This window comes from Streptomyces sp. NPDC104367, from assembly GCF_055583825.1.
On sequence record NZ_JBVJND010000024.1, the window covers coordinates 142,861 to 164,226 of the forward strand.

Consider the following 21,366-nt stretch of genomic DNA (forward strand, 5'->3'; position numbering starts at 1 on the left):
CCCGTGCAACCTCGGTCGGCCGGAGGTGTCCTTCTGGGGGCGCGGGGAACTGCGCGGCGAGCCACGGCGGACCGGCATGGTGCTGTGGTGCTCAGCGGCCCGCGGTGCCGTCGTGGCCGGTCGTGCAGTTCCCCGCGGCCCTCACGGGGCTCGGACGGCTTCCGCCGGAGGCGTTCGCAGGGCACGGCGGGTCGGCAGCTCGATCGTGACGTACGACGTGACGATCACCGTCACCGCGGCCGCCGGCGCCAGCCACCCCGGCCCCGCCGGCCACGGCCGGCCCAGGAAGCCCTGGCCCAGCAGCGCCAGCGGCACCGCGGAGAGCACCGTGCCCGACACCAGCGCGGCGAGCGCGATCACCCCGGCCTCCCGGCGCATCATCGCGAGGACCTGCCGCGGCGTCGTACCGACCAGCCGCAGCGCGGCGATCTCCGTCCGGCGCTGGGCCGTCGCCGCGACCAGCCGGTTCGCGATGCTCAGCAGCAGATAGCCGAGCAGCACGACGACGACGGCCAGGTTCACCCACACCTCGGGCGGGGTGTCCGCGCCCGCCCGCGCGGCCGTGTCCGACAGCGCGAGCCCGGGGTGCGCGGCGGCGGCCGCCGTGAGCGTGCGGGCGGCCGTCGCCGTGCCGTCCGTGCGGACCAGCACGCTCTGGTCGAGGCCGGACGTGGTGTGCCCGGCGGCCAGGTCGTGGGAGAGGACGACCGGGCCGAAGCCGAGCCCCTTGTCGTAGACGGCCACGACCCGGGCCTCGACCGGTGCCCCGTCGCCGAGGAACAGCCGGACGCGGGCGCCGAGTCCGGCGTCGCGCGGTCCGGCCACCTCGCTGCTGACCGCGACCGTCGCACCCGTCAGCCCGGCCAGCCCGCCCTCCCGCACCCCGAGGTCGAGGACGTCCCGCGCGGCCGGGGTCAGCACCGTCGCCGAGGCCGACTCGGTCTCGGTGTCGCCGAACCGGCGGTACGGCCAGACCACGGTGGTGGTGCCGACGGGGGCCGCCGCCCGCACCCCGGGCAGCCGCCGCACCGCCGCCACCGTGTCCGCCGGCAGCCCGCCCAGGGCCGGCGCGCTCAGCCGGTACTGCGCGAGCGTCCCGGTGCCGGTGTCCCGCTCGGTCGCGGCCAGCGCCGTGGTCTGCGCGAGGGTGTACGTCAGCACGAACACGACGGCCATGGCGAGCGGGCTGACGACCCCGGTGACGCGCTGCGCGTACGCCCGTACGTTCGCCGTCGCCAGCCAGGTCGGCGCGGAGACACCGGGCCGCAGCCGCCGTACGGCCGCCTCGCCCGCCCGGCGGACCAGCTCCGGCCCGGCCAGGGCCAGGCCGGTCGCGGCGACGATGCCCGCGATGGAGGTGGCGGAGGCACCGATCGCGGTGCGCTGGAGCAGGGGGCCGAAGGCGAGCGCGCCGGAGGCGCAGATCAGCAGCAGACCGGTGACCGTACGGGACCTGGACGGGGTGCGGGGCTCGCTGCGGGACTCGGCGACCGCCTCGGTGGCCGGCAGGCGCGAGGTGCGCCAGGCCGCGCAGCGGGCCGCGAGGCGTACCACCGCGAGCAGCAGGACGGCCGTGGCCAGGGCGGGGAACGGGCCGAAGGCCAGGGGGAGTTGCGCGGGCAGGACGTCGTGGTGGACCAGGAGGGCGCGGAAGCGGTCGGCGAGGAGGTAGCCGAGGGCGGTGCCGGGGGCCAGGGCCGCCACCGCCACCGCCGTCGACTGCGCCGCGGCCAGCCGCCGGATCTGGCGGGGGGTCGCGCCGACGGCCCGCATCAGCGCGAGGTCCCGGCGCTGGCCCGCGATCGCCACGCCGAGCGCGCCCGCGGTCACGAACCCGGTGATCATCAGGACGATCCCGGCGAGCGAGCCGGACAGCAGGACCAGCAGGGAGCGGGCGGCACCGGTCCCGGGGGCCACGGCCGTGCCCCGGTCGGCGCCGGTGAGCACCTTGAGCCCGGTGCCGGAGACGGCCGCGCGGGCCGCCGAGGCGACCTGTGCCGTGCTCCCGGGCCGGGTGCGCAGGCCGACCAGGTCGACGGTGCCCCGCCCGGTGCGGCCGGCGAGGCGGGCCGCCCTGCCGTCCGTGAAGTAGACGCCCGCGTCCGGGGAACCGACCAGCGCCGAGACGCGGTACACCGTCGCCGTACGGCCGTTCGCGACGACGTGCACCTCGTCGCCGACGGCCAGTCCGGTCGAGGCGGGCACCGCCACCTCGGCCGGGCCCCCCGGGGCGTGACCCGTGACCCGCGGGGCGGCCAGCAGCCTGGTGGAGGACCAGCCGTGGCCCGCCGTCGCCGGGTCCTCGCCCGCGACCGGTACGAGCCGGCCGCCGGCGTCCGTCAGGGCGGCCGGGAAGCCGATGTCGCCGACCGCGGCCGTGACGCCGGGCAGCCGGGCCAGCCGGGCGGTGACGGCGGCCGGGACGGTGGCGCGCTCGGGCAGCGCGATCGGCAGGTCCCCGGAGACGTGGTACTCCTGGTCGGCCGCGACCACGACGTCCGCGCCGCCGAGGCGGCCGGGCGGCAGCTGGGAGCGGAGCCCGGACTCGGCCAGCACCCCGGTGGCGGTGATCAGGGCGGCGCCGCCCAGGACCGCGCAGGCCACGGCGACGAGCGAGGCGATCCGGTGGACGGCCATCCGCAGGGCGAAGCGCAGCACGGCGGTCACCCCTCTCCCAACGCGGCCAGCCGCGCGGCGAGTTGCGAGGCCACGGGCCGGTCGACGGCCTCGACCACCCGGCCGTCGGCCATCACCAGCGCGCGGTGCGCGCGGGCCGCGGCGGCCGGGTCGTGGGTGACCATCACGACCGTCTGGCCGAGGTCGTCCACGAGGGCGCGGAGCAGGTCGAGCACCTGGCGGGCGCTGCGCAGGTCGAGCGCGCCGGTCGGCTCGTCGGCGAACACGACGGCCGGCCGGGCCGCCAACGCCCTCACCAAGGCGGCCCGTTGCTGCTGGCCGCCGGACAACTCGGCCGGGCGGTGGTGCAGTCGGTCGGTCAGTCCGACGCGTTCGACGAGGGCGGCGATCCAGTCCCGGTCGGGGCGGCGGCCCGCCAGCCGCAGTGGGAGCGTGATGTTGTCCTCGACGGAGAGGGACGGGATCAGGTTGTAGGCCTGGAAGACGAACCCGACGCGCTCCCGGCGCAGTTCGGTGCGCTTCGTCTCGTTCAGCCCGGAGATCTCCCGGCCGTCGACGCGGACGCTGCCGGAGGTCGGCGAGTCCAGTCCCGCCGCGCAGTGCATCAGCGTGCTCTTGCCGGAGCCGGACGGTCCCATCACGGCGAGGAAGGTGCCGTGCTCCACGGTCAGCGACACGTCGTCCAGGGCCCGCACCCCGCCCGCGTACGTCTTGGCGACGTGTCCCAGCGCGATGGCCGGGGCGCGCCGCGCGGTGTCCGCCGCGGCCGTGCTCATCGGCGGCCTCGCAGCCGGCGTGCCACCAGGGTGCCCGAGCCGAGCAGGGTCACCGCACCGCACACCACGTTCAGCCAGGACGGGCCGCCGGTGTACGAGGCCGCCATGTCGGCGCCCGCGCTGAGGACCACCAGGGACCACAGCAGGGCGCGGGTGAGGTCCGTACCGCCGCCCGGTTCCGCGCCCGGCGGCGGGCTGGTGAGGCGGTAGGGATCGGTGCTGGCCACGGGAACCTCCGGCTCGGGGCTGACGTCCTGCCTTACGGACAGCGACGCTACGGACCACGACCCCCCTCGGCCGATCCCGCAGACCACCCGGTCCGAGGTACAGCAGGCTGTACTTTCCGCGCCCGGAGAGCCGACGCACCGCCTTCACGCCCTAGGGTCGTCGGCGTCGGAGTCCCGCGCGTCCAGGGCGCTCGGAGCCCGGAGCACCGGGCTGCGCGGGTCCCGGGCGCCGGGCGTCCCGGCCGTCGGGGGGTTCCCGGTGACACGGGAAGCAGCGAGCAGCGGAGCGGGAAGGAGTGCCGGTGGCCGGGGCGAAGGGGCGGGACGAGGGGGGCGGGGCGGTGGCCGCGCGGACCCTGCGGGCCGCGGGCGGAGCGCTGGCCGAGCTGGCCGGCGGGGCCGGTACGGCCGTCCAGGCGTTCGCCCTGCTGCTCCTGCTCGCGGTGACGGCGGTGACCGCGCCGCTCGGCGCCGGCCTGCTCCTGGCGCCCTTCGTGCTGCGCGCGCTGCACGCCCTGGCCGGGCGGGAACGCGAGCGGCTCGGCCGGCGCGGGCCCGAGGTCGTCGCCCCGGACCCGCCGCCCGCCCGGCCGCGGGCCGCCCTCGACGACCCCACCACCCGGCGCGAACTGCGCTGGCTGCTGCGCCACGCCTCCCTCGGCCTGCTCCTCGGGCTGGCCGCGCTGTGGCTGCCGCTGTCCGCCGTACGGGACACCGCGTTCCCGCTGTACTGGCGGTTCGCCCCCGCGGACCTGACCGCCACCTCCTTCGGCTACGGCGTGGCGCACTCCTGGGCGGACGCCTTCGCGGTGTCGATGTCCGGCGTCGGCGCCCTCGCCGTCATCCTGGGGCTGACCCCGGCCATGGCCCGGCTCCAGGCGGATCCCGGACGGCGTCTGCTGGCCGCCGGACCCGACCAGGACCTGTCCCTGCGGGTCGCCGAACTGACCGCCACCCGCGCCGCCGCCCTGGACGCCCACGCCACCGAACTGCGCCGCATCGAGCGGGCGTTGCACGACGGCACCCAGAACCGGCTGGTCTCGGTCACCGTGCTGCTCGGCGCCGCCCGCCGCCAGGTGGCCCGCGACCCGTCCCGCGCCGACGAGATCCTGGAGCGCGCCCAGTCCGCCGCCGAGCAGGCGCTGGCCGAACTGCGCACGGTCTCCCGCGGCATCCTGCCGCCGGTGCTGGACGACCGGGGGCTCGCGGGGGCCCTGTCGGGGCTGGCCGCCGACTCCCCGGTGCCGTGCCGGATCGACGTCGACGCGCCCGAGCGGTGCGCCGCCTCCGTCGAGGCCACCGCCTACTTCGTGGCCGCCGAGGCCCTGACCAACGTCGCCAGGCACAGCGGCGCGCGACGGGCGACGGTCGCCGTCCGGGCCCGCGGCGGCCTGCTGGCCCTGACCGTCACGGACGACGGCCGGGGCGGGGCCGACCCGGCCGGGGGGTCCGGGCTGACCGGCATCCGGCGCCGGGTCGCGGCCCACGACGGCACCCTCCGCCTGACCAGTCCGGCGGGCGGCCCGACAACCCTGGAAGTGGAACTGCCCTGTGGAATGTGACCCGCCGCTGCGGATCGTGATGGCCGAGGACGACCCCCTGCTCCGCGAGGGCCTCGCCCTGCTGCTGCGCGCCGAGGGACTGGACGTGGCCGCCACCGCGGGCACGGCCGAGGGGGCGCTGGAGGCCATCGACGCGCACCGCCCGGACATCGCCGTCCTCGACGTCCGCATGCCGCCCACCCACACCGACGAAGGTATCCGCGCCGCCGTCGAGGCCCGGCGCCGCCACCCCGGGCTCGCCGTCCTCGTGCTGTCGGCCTACGTCGAGCAGAGCTTCGCCACCCAGCTGCTGACCGGCGGGGTCGGCGGACTCGGCTACCTGCTCAAGGAACGGGTGGGCCGGGTCGAGGAGTTCCTCGACGCCCTGCACCGGGTGGCGGGCGGCGGCACGGCGATCGACCCCGAGGTGGTCGCCCAGCTCTTCACCCGCACCCGGCAGGACACCCGCCTGGAACGCCTCAGCCCCCGTGAGCGCGACGTGCTGGCGCTGATGGCGGAGGGGCTCGGCAACTCGGCGATCGCGGAACGCCTCGTCGTCACCGACGGCGCCGTCCACAAGCACATCCGCAGCATCTTCGCCAAGCTCGACCTGTCGCCCGCCGACCGGGTGGACCGCCGGGTGGCGGCGGTCCTGCACTACCTGGAGGGCGCCCGGGTCAGGTCCCGCTGACCCGGGGTCAGACGCGGACGCCGAACATGAACGGTCCGCCGATGGTGCTCATCGACTCGTAGCGGACGACGGTGCCGGTGCGCGGGGCGTGCAGAACCTGCCCGTTGCCCGCGTACAGGCCCACGTGGTGCAGGTCGTTGAAGAAGAAGACCAGGTCGCCGACCTGGAGGTCCGAGGTCGAGTAGATCTTGGTGCCGATCGTCGACTGGGACTCGGAGGTGCGCGGGATGGAGACGCCGGCCTGCGCGTAGGCCCAGGAGGTCAGGCCCGAGCAGTCGAAGGAGGACGGGCCGGTGGCGCCGTAGACGTACGGCGTGCCGATCTTCGTCTTGGCGGCGGCGAACGCGGCGGCGGCCCTGCCGGTGGCGGAGGTGTCGCTGCCGAGGTCCACGCGGGCGCTGGAGGAGCGGCTGGCGCGTTCCTGCTCGGCGGCGAGGGCGGCCTTCTCGGCGGCGGTGAGGCTGTTGAGCAGCTTCTGCGCCTCGGCGAGCTTGCCCTGGACCTCCTTCTTCTTCTTGGCCAGTTCGGTGCGGGTGGTGGCGAGGTCCTCCAGCTTGTCGGTGGCCTCCTGCCGCTCCTGGGCCAGTTCGCGCTGCTTGGCCTGGATCTTCTTCAGCGTCTCGACCTGCTGGCTGCTCAACTGGTCGAGCGTGGAGGCCTTGTCGAGGTAGCTGTCCGGGTCGGAGGAGAGGAACAGCTGGAGGGAGGGGTCCAGGCCGCCGCTGCGGTACTGGGCGGTGGCCATGCTGCCGATGCTGTCCCGCAGGTCGTTCAGCTCGTCCTGGCCGCGTGCGACCGAGTCCTGGAGCGCGGATATCTGCTTCTGCAGCTTCTCCTGCCGCTCCTTGGCGCCGTTGAGCTTCTCGGTGGCCTGCTCGGCCTCCTCGTAGAGCTTGTCGACCCGGGACTTGACCTCGTCCTTCTTCGGCTTGGCCGCGGGCGCGGCCTCGGCCGCTTGCGAGGAGAGGACCACGGCGGCTGCCGCCGCGGTGGTGAGCACAGTGACGCGAGCGCGGCTCGGCTGCTTGGGACGACGGTGGGACGCCACGGAGGTGGGCTCCTTCCGAACGAAAGAGTCGAGCAAGGGGTCAACTAGAGGTACGAGTATCAGACATTAATGACTCTCTTATGATCAGTTCAAATCTCAGCATGAAAAAGATCCGGCCACGCCCGTGCAACCAGGGGTCGTTGGCGCTCACCGCGGCGGCCCCTGGTTGCGGCGGTGGGGGGCTACGGGTTGACGACCGTGCCGCCGAAGGTGACGTTCAGCTTGCCGCTCGACGCGAAGGACCAGCCGAGGCTGCCCGAGTAGGAGGAGCACCGGGAGCCGTTGGTACCCGTCCAGAACTGGTTGGTGCTGTCGGCGTCGCCGACGGTCTTGTCGTTCGACCCGTCGACGCTGAACCGGCAGGACGTGTTGGTCCGGAACACCGACGTGCCCTTGTCGAAGCTGAAGTTGCGCTCGGCGTTGTCGATGCCCACGTTGTTCGAGATCGTCATCGTGCCCGGGTTGCTGTTGTACGTGAACCCGTGGTGCCCGTTGCCGTAGGCGATGTCGTGCTGGACGACGTGGTTGACGGCGATGTCGTCGCCGCCGAGCTTGTAGCCGTTGCGGTCGCCGTCCCCGCTCTGGCTGCCGTCGCTCAGCGTGCCGTTGCCGTACGAGAGCGAGTACTCGATGGTGACCGGACCGATGGCGCCCGTGTCGGTCTTGGTGTACAGGTCCCAGCCGTCGTCGATGTTGTTGTGCGAGACGTCGTACCGGAACACGTTCCCGGTGCCGGTGGTCAGCTTCGCCGCGAAGCCGTCCGCGTCCTCGCCGTCGCTGTCGGCGTTGTCGTGCGACTCGGAGCTGACGACCAGGTTGTTGGCGGGCCAGGCGCTGCTGGCGGTGCTGGAGGAGATCCGGCCGAGCTGGAGGCCGGTGTCGCGGTTGTACGCGGTCACGGCGCGCTCGATCACGTTGTTGCTGCCGCCGACGTAGATGCCGTTGTCACCGGCGTACTCGACCGTGAGGCCGTACAGGTGCCAGTAGTTGGCGAAGAGCTGGATGCCCCGGTTGGAGGAGCTCTCGCTCTGTGCCGAGAAGTTGAGCACGGGGGTCTCGCCCGGGTAGGCGGACAGGGTGGTGAGCGCGCTCGACGTGCCGTCGGAGCCGGCCGGGATGGTCACGGTGGACGAGTAGCTGTACGTCCCGCCGCGCAGGTAGATCGTGCCGCCGGAGGCGATGCGGCTGATCGCCGAGGTGAGCGTGGTCGGTGCCGACTGGGTGCCGGCCGCGCTGTCGGTGCCGCTCGGCGACACGTACAGCACGGTGGACGCGGCCTGTGCGGGGGTGCCGGACAGCGCGACGAGCGTGCCGGCGATCAGACCTATGGACGCGATGACTGGCCTCACATGCATCGTTCGTCTCCGTTCGTCTCCAGGGGGCAGGTGCACACGGATGCGGAAAGCGCTTTCCTGAGTGAAGCTAGGGATGGTGTCGTGGGCGCGTCAATAGTCATGTATATAAAAAGAGTTCATGAGTGTGATCAACTGTGACTGTGCCTTCCGTTTGGACCGGATCACTCCGGCCCTTATTTCGATGGCGATCGGAATAAGGGTCCCGGCCCGCCGGGTTGCCCCTGTCATGACCGACATCACCGGCGGGACGGCAGGCAGGACGGCAGACGGGAACCCGGGAGAGGTCGTCGGCGGGAACCCGGGCGGGACCACCGCTAGGACGCCGGGCGGGACCACCGGCAGTACCCCGGGCGGGACCACCGGCGGGATCGATCTCGATCTGGGCGCCTTCGGTGTGTGGCGGCACGACAGGACCGAGCCCGGCCTGGCCGTCGGACTGGAACGCCTCGGCTACGGCACCCTCTGGCTGGGCAACGTGACCGACCCCGAACTGACCGAGGCCGAGCGGCTGCTGGACGCCACGGAGAGCCTCGTCGTCGCCACCGGCATCGTGAACATCTGGTCCAACCCGGCCGAGCGGATCGTCCGCTCCTACCGGCGCATCGCCGAACGCCACCCCGGCCGCTTCCTGCTGGGCATCGGCGCCGGTCACCCGGAGGCGACCCGGGAGTTCGTCCGGCCGTACCAGGCGCTCGACGACTACCTCGACGTCCTCGACCGGGGCGGCGTCCCGGTCGGGCGCCGCGCGCTGGCGGCCCTCGGCCCACGGGTGCTGCGCCTGGCCCGGGACCGCACGGCGGCCGCGCACCCCTACCTCGTCACCCCGGAGCACACCCGCGGCGCCCGCGAGATCCTGGGCGCCGGAACGCTGCTCGCCCCCGAGCAGAAGGTGGTCCTGGAGACGGACCGGACCCGGGCCCGCGCGATCGGCGCCCCGACGCTCGGCCGCTACCTGGGCCTGCGCAACTACGTCGGCAACCTCCGGCGCCTGGGCTTCGACGACGCCGACCTCGCGGACGGCGGCAGCGACCGCCTCTTCGACGCGCTGATCGTGCACGGCGGGGCGGCCGAGGTGGCGAAGGGGCTGCGGGCGCATCTGGAGGCGGGGGCCGACCATGTGACGCTGCAACTGCTGACCGCGGACGACGCCGGTGCCGGTGCCGGTGCCGACGCCGGTGCCGGTGCCGACGCCGGCGCGGGGACCGATCCGCTGCCGGGGTACCGGGCGGTGGCGGAGGCGCTGGGCCTGACGGCCGGTTAGCGCCTCAGGGGGCGGACGCTTCCCGGGGTTCAGCGGACGTCTCCGCGACGGACGTCTCCGCGACGGACGTCTCCGTGGTGGACGTCTCCGCGGCGGACGTCTCCGCGGCGGACGCGGTCACCAGGGCCGGGAGCAGTCCCGGGAAGCGCTGCTCCATCTCGTCGACGCGGAGCGTGTTCATCTTGGTGGTGCCCTGGTAGTACTGCCGGATCAGTCCGGCCTCCCGCAGCACGTTGAAGTGGTGGGTCAGCGTGGAGCGGGACACGGGCACGTCGAAGTGGCCGCAGCTGATGTCCCGCCCGGCACCGGCCAGCTGCGAGACGACCGTACGGCGCACCGGGTCGGCCAGCGCCTCCAGCACCTGTTGCAGGGTGACGTCCACGAGGGCGGGGTGTTCCACCGTCCGCGGAGTGCTGCGAGGGCGGGCCACGGTGACTCCTGGGTGCGTCGGAACGTCGGTGGTTCGGGTGCCGTCCTCCGTCATGGCGCGCGGCGGATCGGCCCATGCTACGGCGCGGACCGGACCGGCGACGGACCGTGCATCGCGCGACGGGGCCGGTCAGAGACGGGTGGGCAGCCCGTCGAGCAGTCCGTCGAGCGGTGCGGGGACGCGGTCGGGGTCCAGCGCCTCGACCAGCACCCGGCCGTAGTGGATCTTCCGTCCGGCGGTCGTGCCGAAGAACCGCCGCAGTTGCTGCTGGGCGGTGCGGCCGCGCTGGGCGGGCTGGTTGAGGAAGGTGTGCAGCGGGCGTTCGTCGCCCTCGGCCCGGACCAGCTCCATGACCCGGGCCGGGCCGAGCGCGCGGACCAGCTCGTCCTCCAGGTCGGCGGCGCAGACGAAGAACTCCTCCTGCGCGGCGCCGGCCCGCTCCAGGCCGCGGGCGTAGTAGCCGCGCTCGCGCTCGTCGCACAGCCCGGTCAGGCGCAGGCCCAGTCCGGGCGGTCCGAGGAGCCGGGCGTACCGGGCGGCGTTCATCGCACCGCCCATCGACAGCACGCAGATCCCCTCGGCCGCCAGGTCCCGCCCGCGTCGAGCGGCCAGCGCGGCGACGGCGGCGACATCACTGGGCCCTTCGAGCAGCACGGCACCCCGCACGCCCAGCCGTACGGCCAGCTCCCGCGCACGCTCCCCGTCTTCACCGAGCCCACCGCGTCCAGTGCGTCCACCGCGCCCAGCGCGCCCACCGCGCCCAGCGCGCCCACCGCGCCCAGCGCGCCCACCGCGCCCAGCGCGTCCACCATGGCCGTCGTCGTCGCCGTGGTCACCACCGGCCGCCCAGCGGCCGACCGCCGCCCCGAACGCCCCCATGTCCGCCATGGGACGAGTCTCCGCCCGCGGCCGGGGCCGACGCCATGGAATATCGGCGGCCGTCCGCCGCCTGTGGACGGCCGCCGAGCCCTTCGACTTCCACGGCACCCACCACCACCTCACCGGAGCGTTCGCCAACCCCCAGGCCCGTCCAGCGTCCGCACCCGCCGATCCTCATCGGCGGCCGGTCCGCGGCCACCCTGCGCGTCGTCGCCGAACACGCCGACCTGTGGAACATCCCGGGCGGCGACATCGAGGACTGCGTCCGCCGCGGCGCCCTCCTCGACCGCTACTGCACGGAGATCGGCCGCGACCCGGCCGAGATCACCCGCTCCGTCCACCTCCCGGTCTCCTACGACCGCCCCGAGACCACCCGGGACGCGATCGCCGAGGCCCTCGCCGCCGGCTTCGGCCACATCGTCCTCGGCCTGCCCGCCCCCTTCCCCGACGGCGTCGCCCGCTGGGTCGCCGACGAACTCATCGGCAAGCCGGACCGGGACGGGGCCCGTACGGCATGGTCACCGACTGTCCGGAGGGCGTAGCCGCGGTGTTCTCCCGCTCGTCGTCCATGCCGTCTGTGGTGCGGTGACCGGGGCCGCCGCCGTCCGGCGAACGGGTGTGCGTGGCGGTGGGACGGGCATGGTCCTACGCGGTGAGCGAGACGGAGGAGGCAGCGGCATGAGCGTGCTGGCGGTGGCGCACCGGGGTGACTCGTGGGGCGCGATGGAGAACACGCTGGAGGCGGTCCGGCTGGCCGAGAAGGCCGGAGTGGACGCGATCGAGGTGGACCTGCGGCGGACGGCCGACGGCGTGGTGGTCCTGCACCAAGGCGACGACCTGCGCCGGCTGTGGGGCAGCGCCGAGCGGATCGCCGACCTGACCCTGGCCCAACTGCGTTCGCACACCGCCGAGATACCCACGCTCGCCGAGGCGCTGGAGGCGACGGACCTTCCGCTGGTGCTGGACACCGGTGACCCCGAGGTGGCGCTCGCGGCGCACGCGGAACTGGCGGGCAGGCCGGCCATGTTCTGCGGCGCGGCCCGCGCGATGGCGGCGGTCCGGGCCGTGGACGAGGACGTCACCCTGTTCCTGAGCTGGTACGGCACCGAGCCGCCGGCCGGGCACGTGCTGGCCGCGGTGCGCCCGCAGTACTTCAACCCCGAGCACCTCTTCCTGTCCGAGGCGGGCGTGGCGGCCTGGCACGAGCGGGGGATCCTGGTCAGCTGCTGGACGGTGGACGGCGCCGACCGCCGTGCGCAGCTGCTCTCCTGGGGTGTGGACGCGCTCATCAGCAACGACGTCGAGGGGCTGGTACGCACCTGCGCCGGAGCCTGACCCGACGCCGTCCCCGCGGCGGGTTCACCCACCCCCCCCGGCGGAGGTGGGGTAAACCCCCCGACAGGAAGGGGAGTCAGCCTGCTGGGGCGGGTGTGGCCGCCGAACCTAGTCTCTGACGCATCGCCAGAAAGGACGCCCCGCCCGGTGTGCGGTGCGGCCTCCGGCTTCCGATGCCGTTCCCCCGATCGTCTGGAGACCCCCGTGTTCCGCACCCTCAGGTCCGCCGCCACCGCCGCCGTCGCGACCACCGCGCTCTGTGCCGTGACGGGGGCCGCACTGCTCGGCTTCCCGCAGGCGGCGTCGGCCGCGGCGGCCCCCGTCGCGAAGCGGAGCGACGGCCTGTTCACCGGTACCGGGAGGATCGAGGTCGGCGACCGTTCGGTGAACGTGTCCTGCACGGGAGCGCTCGCGCCCCGCCGGCCGGTCGTCGTGCTGATGGCGGGGCTCGGCGACGGCCTGGACAACCTGAGCGGCATACAGAAGACGCTGAGCGCGAAGGGCCGGGTCTGCTCCTACGACCGGCTCGGCGAGGGCGGCAGCGACGCGCCGGCCGGTCCGCAGACCATCGACAGCACCGGCGAGGTACTGACCTCGGTGCTCGACCGGGTGGCCGGCCGGCGGCCCGTCGTGCTGGTCGGCCACTCCCTCGGCGGACTCATCGCCGCCCGCTACGCCCCCGACCACCGGGACCGGGTCAAGGGACTGGTCCTCCTCGACGCGACCCCGTCGACCATGGCCGCCGACCTCACCCGCATCGTCCCCCCGGACGCGACCGGCCCCGGCGCCGACGCCCGCGACGGGTACCTCGCGGCCGCCCAGGGCCAGAACCCGGAGATGCTCTCCTTCTCCGACGGGAAGGTCCGCCCGGCCGGTGACATCCCGGTGCGGGTCATCCGCCACGGGGTGCCGTACCTGGCCCAGTCGATCCCCACCTACGGCCCCGCCCTGGAGCGCGCCTGGGCCGACGGCGAACGCGCCTGGCTCGCCCTCTCCCCCCACAGCGACCTGACCGTCGCCACCGGCAGCGACCACTACATCTACCTCTCCCGCCCCGACCTGGTCACCGAGGCCGTCAACCACGTCACCGCCCCCACCCCCGCCCACCACGCCTGACCCCCCACCTCCACCCCCACACCGCACCCCACGACGACGAGACCGGAACGGACCGGGGAACTCCGCCGCACCCTCCGTTGCCTCCGCGGGGGGCGGTGAGTCACGCGGGGAGGGGCTGTTCCGCCCAGATCGTCTTGCCGTTGGGGGTCTGCCGGGTGCCCCAGCGTTCGGAGACCTGGGCGACCAGCAGCAGGCCCCGGCCGCCCTCGTCGTAGACCCGGGCCCGGCGCAGGTGGGGAGCGGTGCTGCTGCCGTCGGAGACCTCGCAGATCAGGGCCGCGTCGCGGATCAGACGCAGGGTGATCGGGCTGTCGCCGTAACGGACCGCGTTGGTGACCAGTTCGCTGACGATCAGCTCCGTGGCGAAGACCTCGTCGGCCAGTCCCCAGGCCTCCAGTTGCAGACCGGCCATCTTGCGGGCCCCGGCGACGGCCGCCGGGTGCCGGGGCAGCTGCCAGGTGCGGACCCGCGCGGTGTCCAGGGCACAGGTACGGGCGAGGAGGAGGACGATGTCGTCCGCCGGACGGTCGGTGAGGACTGTGCGCAGGACCCGGTCGCAGGTCTCCTCCAGCGCGCCGGCCGGGCCGGTGAGCGCCTCGCGCAGCAGTCCGAGGCCCACCTCGATGTCGTGGTCGGCGGTCTCCACCAGACCGTCGGTGTAGAGGGCGAGCACACTGCCCTCGGCCAGTTCCACCTCGGTGGACTCGAAGGGCAGGCCGCCGAGGCCGAGCGGCGGGCCGGCCGGCAGGTCCAGGAGGTGGACGGCGCCGGCGGGGCTGACCAGCGCGGGCGGCGGATGGCCGGCGCGGGCCATGGTGCAGCGGCGGGTCACCGGATCGTAGACGGCGTAGAGACAGGTCGCCCCGACCTCGCCGGACGGCTCCTCCACCGGGCCGCGCGCCTGGGCGCCCTGCTCCCGGTCGAGCCGGACGACCAGGTCGTCGAGGTGGGTGAGCAGTTCGTCGGGGGCGAGGTCGACGTCGGCGAGGGTGCGCACCGCGGTCCGCAGCCGGCCCATGGTGGCCGAGGCGCGGATGCCGTGACCCACGACGTCCCCGACCACCAGGGCGACCCGGGCGCCGGACAGGGGGATCACGTCGAACCAGTCGCCGCCGACGTCCTCGCCGGAGCCGGTGGGCAGATAGCGGTACGCCACCTCGGTCGCCGCCATGCCGGGCGGCCGGCCGGGCAGGAGGCTGCGCTGGAGCGCCAGGGCGGTACGGCGCTCATGGGTGTAGCGGCGGGCGTTGTCCACGCTCACCGCGGCCCGCGCGACGATCTCCTCCGCGAGCCGCTGGTCGTCCTCGCTGAAGGACTCGGGGGTGCGGTGCCGCAGGAAGTGGACCAGCCCGAGGGTGACGCCGCGGGCGCGCAGCGGGACCAGCAGCACGGAGTGGACCAGGAGCCGGGCGTAGACGTCGGCGCGGGCCCGGTAGGAGGCGATCCACTCGCGCATCCCGGGGTCACTGGGGCTCTGCCGGGTGGCGCGGGCGGCGGTCAGGGCCCGCAGCGGTGGTGTGTCCAGCGGGTAGACGACGGGGTCGCCGGGGGCGACCACGGCCTCCGGGCTGCCGGACAGGACCGACCGCTGCGCCGCCCGGCGTACGGTGACGGGCCGGCCCGGCGGTATCGGCAGCGGCTCCTCGCCCAGGGCGACGGACTCCAGCAGGTCGACGGTGACGTAGTCCGCGAACCCGGCCACGGCCACCTCGGCCAGTTCCTCGGCGGTGCGCACCACGTCCAGGGTGGAGCCGATACGGAGGCTGGCGTCGTTGAGGACGGCCAGATGGCGGCGGGCCCAGTACTGCTCGGTGGTGTCGAAGACGATCGCGGACAGCCCGCACAGCTCGCCGCCCTCGTCCCTGAGCGGCGAGAAGAACATCGACCAGGAGTGCTCCCGGGTCTCCCCGGGCGCCTGCCCGTGCTGCTCGTGGAAGACGGTCTTCCCGGTGCGCAGGACCTGCCGCTGGAGGCGGTCGTACTCGTCGAAGGGCCAGCTGGGCTGGATCTCCCAGAGGGTCAGGCCCCGCATCTCGGCCACGGTCCGGCCCATGATCCGGGTCATGACGTCGTTGGCGGCGACGAGCCGGGCCTCCCGGTCGTAGATCGCCACCGGCATCGGCAGCTGGGCGAGCGTGAGGTCCCACAGGGCCGCCGCGCCGGGCTGGTCGCGCCCGGGCACGGTCACCGCCGTCGCGCCGGTCACCAGCCACAGCGGCCGGGCGCCCGTGTCCGCGAGGGGAGTGCCCTGGAGCCGTACGACCACGCGGTCGCCGTTGCGGTGGCGCAGTGCCACGTCGGTGGCCCAGCGGTGGCCGTCGGCGAGGTGCCGGCGCGCGGACGGGGGCAGGTCGGCGGCGAGCAGGGTCCGGGCGGGGCGGCCGAGGACCTCGCCGGGCTCGTAGCCGAGCAGCTGCCGGGCACCCGCGCTCCACACCACGATCGCCCCGCCGGCGTCGACGACGACCGCCAGGTCCTCCGGTACGCGACCCTCCATGGTGCCTCCGGGTGCTCCGGGTGCTCCGGGTGTACCCTCACCCGTTTTCCAGGATCCCGCCGTGTCCCGCTCCGATCAACCGGCACCCGCGTCCGGCACCCGCGTCCGGCACCCGCGCCCGGCGCGTGCTCTAGGCCTGTCCCCGGGTCGTCGCCGCCCGGCGGGTCAGGGAGTCGGAGACCACCGCGACGAGCAGGACGGCGCCGGTGATCACGAACTGGACGGCGGACTGGACGCCGAGGAGGGCCATGCCCGAGGCGATGGACTGGATGACGAGGACGCCCAGCAGCGCGGACCAGGTCGAGCCGCGGCCGCCGAAGAGACTCGTGCCGCCGATGACGGCCGCGGCGATGGCGTTGATCAGCAGCATCCCGGAGCCCGGCAGCTGGGTCGCCGAGGTGAGCCGGGACGCGACGAACAGGCCGCCGACCGCCGCCAGCGCCCCCGACACCAGGAACACCGAGATCCGGACCCGGGACACGTCGACCCCGGCCCGCAGCGCCGCCTCCGTGCCGCCGCCGAGCGCGTGCACCCTGCGGCCGTACGCCGTGCGGCGCAGCAGCAGGTCGGAGGCGACCAGGACCGCGAGGAGGAGCAGGAGCGCCAGCGGCAGGCCCTGGAAGCGGCCGAGCACGGACGCGGCGGCGAAGGAGACCGCCGCGAGCAGTGCCGTACGGACCCAGATCCCGGCCGCCGGCCGGCAGGGCATCCCGGCCGCGGCGCGCCGCCCGCGCTCGCGCAGGCCGACGGCCAGGTACACCGCGCAGGCCAGTGCGGCCAGGCCGTAGGTGGCGAGCGGGGTGTCGAAGTAGCGGCCGGTGAGCATGGCGACCAGGCCGTCCGCGGCGAAGCTGATCGAACCCTCGGGCCCCAGCAGGTAGAGCATCACGCCGTTCCAGGCCAGCAGCCCTGCGAGGGTGACGACGAAGGCGGGCACCCCGGTCCGGGTGAAGACGAACCCCTGGAAGGCGCCGGCGGCCCCGCCCGCCGCCACCGCGACGAGCACGGCGAGCCATTCCGGCATCCCCCGGTTCACGTTCAGCGCCGCGAACAGGGCGCCCGACAGACCGGCCAGCGAGCCCACCGACAGGTCGAGTTCGCCGATCAGCAGCACGAAGACGACGCCGACCGCGACCATCCCGGTGCCGACGATGTCCACGCTGAGCACGGAGAGGTTGCGCGGCGAGAGGAAGTTGGCGTTCAGGCTCTGGAAGACCGCCCAGATCACGGCGAGGGCGAGCAGCACCGGGGCCGGGCCGAGCCCGCCCTCGCGCAGCCTGCGGCGCGCCGTGTCCGTGTACTCCCAAAGCCGTGCCCGGTGCCCGCCGCCGGGCCCGCCGGTCACGGCCATGTCTCCTCCGGGTCGGCCGGGCGGCGGGGCCGGCCGGAGTGGTCCGCCGCGCCCGTGACGGAGGCGATGATCTGCTCCTGGGAGGTCGTGCTCACGTTGAACAGGCCGTTGTTGCGGCCGAGGCGCAGTACGGCGACCCGGTCGGCGACGGCCTTGATGTCCCCCATGTTGTGGCTGATGAGGAGCACCCCGGTGCCCCGGTCGCGGAGTTCCTCGACGAGGTCGAGGAACCGGTCGGTCTGTTCGAGGCCGAGGGAGGCGGTCGGCTCGTCGAGCAGCAGCAGCCGGGGCGGGCTGAGGAGCGAGCGGGTGATCGCGACGACCTGCCGCTGGCCGCCGGACAGGGAGGCGAGCGGCGCCCGCACGTCGGGGATCGGGATGGGCAGGGTCCGCAGCAGCTCACGGGCGCGGCGCTCCATCTCGACCTCGTCGAGGACGCCGTGGCGCCGGATCTCGCGGCCGAGGAAGAGGTTGCCGACGACGTCGAGGTTCCCGCACATCGCGAGGTCCTGGTAGACGGTGGCGATGCCCAGGTCCCGGGCGTCGTGCGGGCGTCTGATCCGGACCGGGCGGCCCTCCCACTCGATGACGCCCTCGTCCGGCGGGCCGACCCCCGAGACCACCTTGACCAGCGTGGACTTCCCGGCCGCGTTGCCGCCGACCAGGGCGACCACCTCACCGGCCCGGACCTCCAGGTCGACGTCGACCAGCGCCCGGACGGCGGCGAACCGCTTGGAGACACCGCGCAGCGCCAGCAGCGGCTGGACCACGGGACCACCTCCTTCCGTCGCCGGGGCGCCGTGCGCGGGCTCAGCGGGTGAGCCCGGCCTTGTCGCAGGCGGACCGGAGTCTAGGCGTACAGATCTGATCGATCGTGTACATACCGTCCTTCACCAGAGTGTCCTTGACGTTGCCCGCCTCCACCGGCACGGAGGGCAGTAGGACGGACGGGATGTTCTTGTCCGTGGCGCTGTCGACGGTGCCGGTGGCGATCCGGCGGACCGGCTCGCCCCGGCCGAGGGCGACGGCCATCTCCACGGCGGCGTCGGCCTCCCGCCGGTAGGGCTTGTAGACGGTCATGTACTGCTCGCCGCCCACGATCCGCCGGACGGCGGCCAGGTCCGCGTCCTGCCCGGTCACCGGGGGCAGCGGCCGGACCGCGGCGGCCCTGAAGGCGGAGACCACGGCGCCGGCGAGGCTGTCGTTGGCGGCCAGGACGCCGTCGATGCCGTGCGCGCCGAGGGCCGCGATGGCGCCGGTCATGTCGGTGTAGGCGTTCTCGGGGCGCCAGCCGGCGGTGTCGTACGACTTGCCGATCCGCACCCTGCCCCGCAGGACGGAGAGCGCGCCCCGCTCGTACCAGCCGGCGTTGGGGTCGACCGCGGCGCCGTTCACCATGACGATCCGGCCGCCGTCCGCCTTCGGGCCCATCGCCTTCAGCAGGGCCTCGCCCTGGAGCCTGCCGACCTGCGCGCCGTCGAAGGTGACGTAACCGGAGACCGGGCCCTGCGCGAGCCGGTCGTAGGCGACGACCGGGATGCCGGCCCGGTGGGCCGCCTGGATCGAGGAGCGCAGGGCGGCGGGGTCGACGACGGCGACGATCAGGACGTTCACGCCCCGGGTGATCATCGCGTCGAGCTGCTCCCGCTGGGTCGCCGGATCGGCGGTGGCGGCGACCACCGCCGCCGGGCAGTGCGGGCACAGCTCCTTCAGCTTCTTCTCGATGAGCGGCCGGTCGAACTGCCCGAACCGCGAGCCCCCGCCGCCCGGCAGCAGCACACCGACGCTGAGACGGTCGGCCCGGCTGCCACCGCTCCCGCCGCTCCCGCCGCAGGCCCCGCTCAGCACCAGCCCGCCGCCGACGGCGACCGCGGCGCACGCACGGGCGAGAGACCTGCGCCTCCCGCCCGGAGGCCCGACACCGAGACCCATGACCGGTTCCTCAGGTATGCCGACGAAGCGGGAGCATCCTCCCGTTCACCCCATACTGGACGCTCGGCGTCGGAGTAGTCACCCGGAGCCGGGCAGCCGGGCAGTCGTGCCGCCGGGTGGCTAGTCCGCGACGTTGTGGGCGAAGCCGAGTTCGCGCAGGGCCGTGCGCAGGCGCACCGCCGCGGCGTCGAGCGCGGACTCGTCCTTCTCGACCTCGGCACGGGAGAAGTCGAAGTCGCCCAGACCCCAGGCGGGGGCGACGTGGATGTGCAGGTGGGGCACCTCGAACCCGGCGATGACCAGTCCGGCCCGGGGCGCGTCCCAGGCCCGCCGCACCCCGCGGCCGATCGCCTGGGCCACGGTGACGCAGCGGGCCAGCGTCTCGCCGTCCGCGTCGGTCCACTGGTCCACCTCCCGCCGGGGCACCACCAGCGTGTGGCCGGGGGTCAGCGGGGCGATGCTGAGGAACGCGGCGACCTCGGGGTCCTGCCAGACGAATCGGGCGGGCAGTTCTCCGGCGAGGATGCGGGAAAAGAGCGTCGGCATGAGGGCGAGTATCCCCTGCCCGCCTGTGCGGCCCGGATACGGGGACCCGGGCCGTACGTGCGCCGCGCGGCCGCCCGCGGTGCCCGGTCGGCGGTCGTGGCCGGGGCGCATCGGCCCCCGGTCCCGGGCCGTCCGGCCCCTGACCTTTTTGGCCCGCGGAGGCAGGATGTGATCGGTGGCGGCAACTCCCCCGGGAGGTGGACGGCGATGATGTTCTGGTACGGCCACGGTGTCGGCGGATGGGGCTGGTTCCTCATGTCGGCGGGCACGATCCTGTTCTGGGCGCTGGTCGTCGCCGGTGCCGTCGTCCTCTTCCGCGCCCTGACCCGCCCCGGCGGCCGGGAACCGTACGTGCCCCCTCCCGAGCGGCTGCTCGCCGAGCGGTTCGCCCGCGGTGAGATCGACGAGGACGAGTACCACCGCCGGCTGACCGTCCTGCGCGACACCGGCCCCCGGCCCTCCAGGAACTGAGCGCGGTCTCGGCAAGAGAAAGGTGGCGTGTCATGGGATTTCCGAGCCTGTTCCGCGCTTCCGTGCGCCCCCCTCACGGCTGAACAGGATGAATATTCCAGAGCCGCACGGGTGCGCCGCGGAGTGACGGCGAGTCGGGGGGAGATGAAATGATCAAGAGTGAGCAGGCGGTCATCGAGTCGGGGCGCCGGTGGGTCGCCGGCACTCTCACGGACGACGAGTACTTCCGCAAGGTGAACCAGACGGTCGCCCAGTCCCTGGCCGGGCGGACGGCCCGGCGCGTGGCCGCGGCGCTCATCCGCTTCCTCGGCCGGACCTGACCGGACGCGGGGCCCTCGCTAGGCCCCGCGCAGCGCTGTCTCCAGGTGACGGCCCCAGCGCAGGGCGGCGGTCGCGCAGATCAGGGTGCGGGGTTCCAGGCGGCGGCGGGGGCCGACGACCTGGACGGCCGCGACGACCTCGCCCGTGAAGTCGCGCACCGGTACGGCGACGGAGTAGAGGCCGGGCTCGGCCTCCTCGTCCACGACGGAGTAGCCGCGCTGCCGGGTCAGTTCCAGCCTGCGCAGGAAGTCGTCGACGCCGGTCGGGGTGTTGGGGCCGTGGCGGACGAACTCGGTGCGGGCGAAGACCGCGGCGACCTCGTCGTCGTCGGCGTCGCTCAGCAGCGCCTGGCCGCAGTCGCTGCAGTAGGCCGGGTAGGGGCGGCCGATCCAGGAGCCGAGCTGGCGGCTGCCCGGCGGCACCCGCTCGGCGATGGTCACCGTGGTGTCGCCCACCAGGACGCCCAGGTAGCAGCTCTCGCCGGTCTCGGCGGCCATGCCCTCCAGCGCGGTGAGCCCGTCGGTGCGCAGCCGGTGCGCGGTGAGGTCCCGGGCCGCCGCGTAGAGGCGCCAGTGCGGGGTGACACCGCCCGAGGCGTCGTCGCGGACGACGAACTCCTCCGCGGCCATCGCGGTGAGCGTGCGGGAGAGCTGGCTGCGGTCGCGTCCCATCCGCCGGGCCAGCTCCGAGACGGACACGGCCGAGCCGTGCCGCCGGCCGCCGGCCGTGCCGCCGGCCAGCGCCGACAGGACGTCCAGGCCCTTCGTCACGCTTGAGTTCGCGCTTGAGTTCACGCTTGAGTTCGCGCCCGGGCCCGCGTTCGAGTTCCCGCTTGCGCTCCCGCTCGGGTCCACGCGCTCCTCCGCCGTGCCGACACCCGCGTCCGCCGGGGTCACCATCCCCGTGACCTGCCGCTGCGCACTCTAGCGCCCTCCCAAGAGATCATGGAATG

20 protein-coding genes and 1 pseudogene are annotated in these 21,366 nt (G+C 74.4%); 8 read left to right on the top strand and 13 right to left on the bottom strand.

Annotated features, from left to right (window positions below):
* Nucleotides 1–141: 141 nt before the first annotated feature.
* The 3 genes from ACZ619_RS31360 to ACZ619_RS31370 are packed head-to-tail and all read right to left on the bottom strand — an operon-like array spanning nucleotide 142 to nucleotide 3,640.
* The gene (locus ACZ619_RS31360) at nucleotides 142–2,658 is read right to left on the bottom strand and encodes an FtsX-like permease family protein (protein WP_469606118.1); all 2,517 of its coding nucleotides are present in this window, start codon (nucleotides 2,656–2,658) and stop codon (nucleotides 142–144) included.
* Nucleotides 2,659–2,663: 5 nt separating this feature from the next.
* The gene (locus ACZ619_RS31365; protein WP_469606036.1) at nucleotides 2,664–3,413 is read right to left on the bottom strand and encodes an ABC transporter ATP-binding protein; all 750 of its coding nucleotides are present in this window, start codon (nucleotides 3,411–3,413) and stop codon (nucleotides 2,664–2,666) included.
* Complete coding sequence (locus ACZ619_RS31370; protein ID WP_469606039.1) at nucleotides 3,410–3,640, bottom strand: hypothetical protein; 231 nt, start codon at nucleotides 3,638–3,640, stop codon at nucleotides 3,410–3,412. The genes ACZ619_RS31365 and ACZ619_RS31370 overlap by 4 nt, the downstream gene beginning before the upstream one ends.
* A 302-nt stretch (nucleotides 3,641–3,942) precedes the next feature.
* Here ACZ619_RS31370 and ACZ619_RS31375 point away from each other — a divergent pair, with 302 nt between their 5' ends.
* Both ACZ619_RS31375 and ACZ619_RS31380 read left to right on the top strand, forming a co-directional pair.
* Nucleotides 3,943–5,202 carry a sensor histidine kinase gene (locus ACZ619_RS31375; RefSeq protein ID WP_469606042.1) on the top strand — a complete coding sequence of 420 codons (1,260 nt, stop codon included), beginning with the start codon at nucleotides 3,943–3,945 and terminating at the stop codon, nucleotides 5,200–5,202.
* A 7-nt stretch (nucleotides 5,203–5,209) separates the two neighbouring features.
* Nucleotides 5,210–5,872: a response regulator gene (locus ACZ619_RS31380; protein ID WP_469606120.1), complete on the top strand. Its 663-nt coding sequence runs from the start codon at nucleotides 5,210–5,212 to the stop codon at nucleotides 5,870–5,872.
* Nucleotides 5,873–5,879: 7 nt separating this feature from the next.
* Here the strand turns inward: ACZ619_RS31380 and ACZ619_RS31385 are convergent, their stop codons facing one another.
* Together ACZ619_RS31385 and ACZ619_RS31390 are read right to left on the bottom strand one after the other, a co-directional pair.
* Nucleotides 5,880–6,920: a C40 family peptidase gene (locus tag ACZ619_RS31385; protein WP_469606044.1), complete on the bottom strand. Its 1,041-nt coding sequence runs from the start codon at nucleotides 6,918–6,920 to the stop codon at nucleotides 5,880–5,882.
* A 182-nt stretch (nucleotides 6,921–7,102) separates the two neighbouring features.
* Nucleotides 7,103–8,275, bottom strand: coding sequence for a right-handed parallel beta-helix repeat-containing protein (locus tag ACZ619_RS31390; protein WP_469606047.1), 1,173 nt, complete (start codon nucleotides 8,273–8,275; stop codon nucleotides 7,103–7,105).
* Nucleotides 8,276–8,501: 226 nt separating this feature from the next.
* Here ACZ619_RS31390 and ACZ619_RS31395 point away from each other — a divergent pair, with 226 nt between their 5' ends.
* Nucleotides 8,502–9,536: an LLM class F420-dependent oxidoreductase gene (locus ACZ619_RS31395; protein ID WP_469606050.1), complete on the top strand. Its 1,035-nt coding sequence runs from the start codon at nucleotides 8,502–8,504 to the stop codon at nucleotides 9,534–9,536.
* Nucleotides 9,537–9,540: 4 nt separating this feature from the next.
* On the opposite strand, the gene ACZ619_RS31400 is transcribed toward ACZ619_RS31395, so the two are convergent.
* Nucleotides 9,541–9,966: an ArsR/SmtB family transcription factor gene (locus ACZ619_RS31400; protein WP_469606053.1), complete on the bottom strand. Its 426-nt coding sequence runs from the start codon at nucleotides 9,964–9,966 to the stop codon at nucleotides 9,541–9,543.
* A 129-nt stretch (nucleotides 9,967–10,095) separates the two neighbouring features.
* Nucleotides 10,096–10,854 (bottom strand): TOPRIM nucleotidyl transferase/hydrolase domain-containing protein, encoded by a 759-nt coding sequence (locus tag ACZ619_RS31405; RefSeq protein WP_469606055.1) that lies wholly within the window; start codon nucleotides 10,852–10,854, stop codon nucleotides 10,096–10,098.
* Between the two features lie 52 nt (nucleotides 10,855–10,906).
* Between ACZ619_RS31405 and ACZ619_RS31410 the strand changes: the two are divergent.
* From ACZ619_RS31410 to ACZ619_RS31420, 3 genes and pseudogenes are all read left to right on the top strand, one after another.
* Nucleotides 10,907–11,387: pseudogene (locus ACZ619_RS31410) on the top strand (LLM class flavin-dependent oxidoreductase); the annotation flags it as partial.
* Nucleotides 11,388–11,523: 136 nt separating this feature from the next.
* Entirely contained in the window at nucleotides 11,524–12,180 is a 657-nt protein-coding gene (locus ACZ619_RS31415) for a glycerophosphodiester phosphodiesterase (RefSeq protein WP_469606057.1), read from the top strand.
* A 204-nt stretch (nucleotides 12,181–12,384) separates the two neighbouring features.
* A complete protein-coding gene (locus tag ACZ619_RS31420; RefSeq protein ID WP_469606060.1) occupies nucleotides 12,385–13,296 on the top strand; it encodes an alpha/beta fold hydrolase in 912 nt (303 codons plus the stop codon).
* Nucleotides 13,297–13,396: 100 nt separating this feature from the next.
* Here the strand turns inward: ACZ619_RS31420 and ACZ619_RS31425 are convergent, their stop codons facing one another.
* The 5 genes from ACZ619_RS31425 to ACZ619_RS31445 all read right to left on the bottom strand — a co-directional run bounded on the left by ACZ619_RS31425 (nucleotide 13,397) and on the right by ACZ619_RS31445 (nucleotide 19,622).
* The gene (locus ACZ619_RS31425; protein WP_469606062.1) at nucleotides 13,397–15,793 is read right to left on the bottom strand and encodes a SpoIIE family protein phosphatase; all 2,397 of its coding nucleotides are present in this window, start codon (nucleotides 15,791–15,793) and stop codon (nucleotides 13,397–13,399) included.
* Between the two features lie 130 nt (nucleotides 15,794–15,923).
* Nucleotides 15,924–17,144 (bottom strand): sugar ABC transporter permease, encoded by a 1,221-nt coding sequence (locus ACZ619_RS31430; RefSeq protein ID WP_469606064.1) that lies wholly within the window; start codon nucleotides 17,142–17,144, stop codon nucleotides 15,924–15,926.
* Nucleotides 17,135–17,914 (bottom strand): ATP-binding cassette domain-containing protein, encoded by a 780-nt coding sequence (locus ACZ619_RS31435; RefSeq protein ID WP_469606067.1) that lies wholly within the window; start codon nucleotides 17,912–17,914, stop codon nucleotides 17,135–17,137. The genes ACZ619_RS31430 and ACZ619_RS31435 overlap by 10 nt, the downstream gene beginning before the upstream one ends.
* Before the next feature lie 40 nt (nucleotides 17,915–17,954).
* On the bottom strand, nucleotides 17,955–19,076 hold the full coding sequence (locus tag ACZ619_RS31440) for a sugar ABC transporter substrate-binding protein (protein WP_469606069.1): 1,122 nt from the start codon (nucleotides 19,074–19,076) through the stop codon (nucleotides 17,955–17,957).
* A gap of 120 nt (nucleotides 19,077–19,196) precedes the next feature.
* Nucleotides 19,197–19,622, bottom strand: a complete 426-nt coding sequence (locus tag ACZ619_RS31445) for an HIT family protein (RefSeq protein ID WP_469606071.1) — start codon at nucleotides 19,620–19,622, stop codon at nucleotides 19,197–19,199.
* Between the two features lie 207 nt (nucleotides 19,623–19,829).
* Here ACZ619_RS31445 and ACZ619_RS31450 point away from each other — a divergent pair, with 207 nt between their 5' ends.
* Both ACZ619_RS31450 and ACZ619_RS31455 read left to right on the top strand, forming a co-directional pair.
* Nucleotides 19,830–20,093 carry an SHOCT domain-containing protein gene (locus tag ACZ619_RS31450; RefSeq protein ID WP_469606073.1) on the top strand — a complete coding sequence of 88 codons (264 nt, stop codon included), beginning with the start codon at nucleotides 19,830–19,832 and terminating at the stop codon, nucleotides 20,091–20,093.
* A 149-nt stretch (nucleotides 20,094–20,242) separates the two neighbouring features.
* Nucleotides 20,243–20,413 carry a hypothetical protein gene (locus ACZ619_RS31455; RefSeq protein WP_469606076.1) on the top strand — a complete coding sequence of 57 codons (171 nt, stop codon included), beginning with the start codon at nucleotides 20,243–20,245 and terminating at the stop codon, nucleotides 20,411–20,413.
* Between the two features lie 18 nt (nucleotides 20,414–20,431).
* Here the strand turns inward: ACZ619_RS31455 and ACZ619_RS31460 are convergent, their stop codons facing one another.
* Nucleotides 20,432–21,184, bottom strand: a complete 753-nt coding sequence (locus ACZ619_RS31460) for an IclR family transcriptional regulator (protein WP_469606079.1) — start codon at nucleotides 21,182–21,184, stop codon at nucleotides 20,432–20,434.
* Nucleotides 21,185–21,366 lie beyond the last annotated feature (182 nt).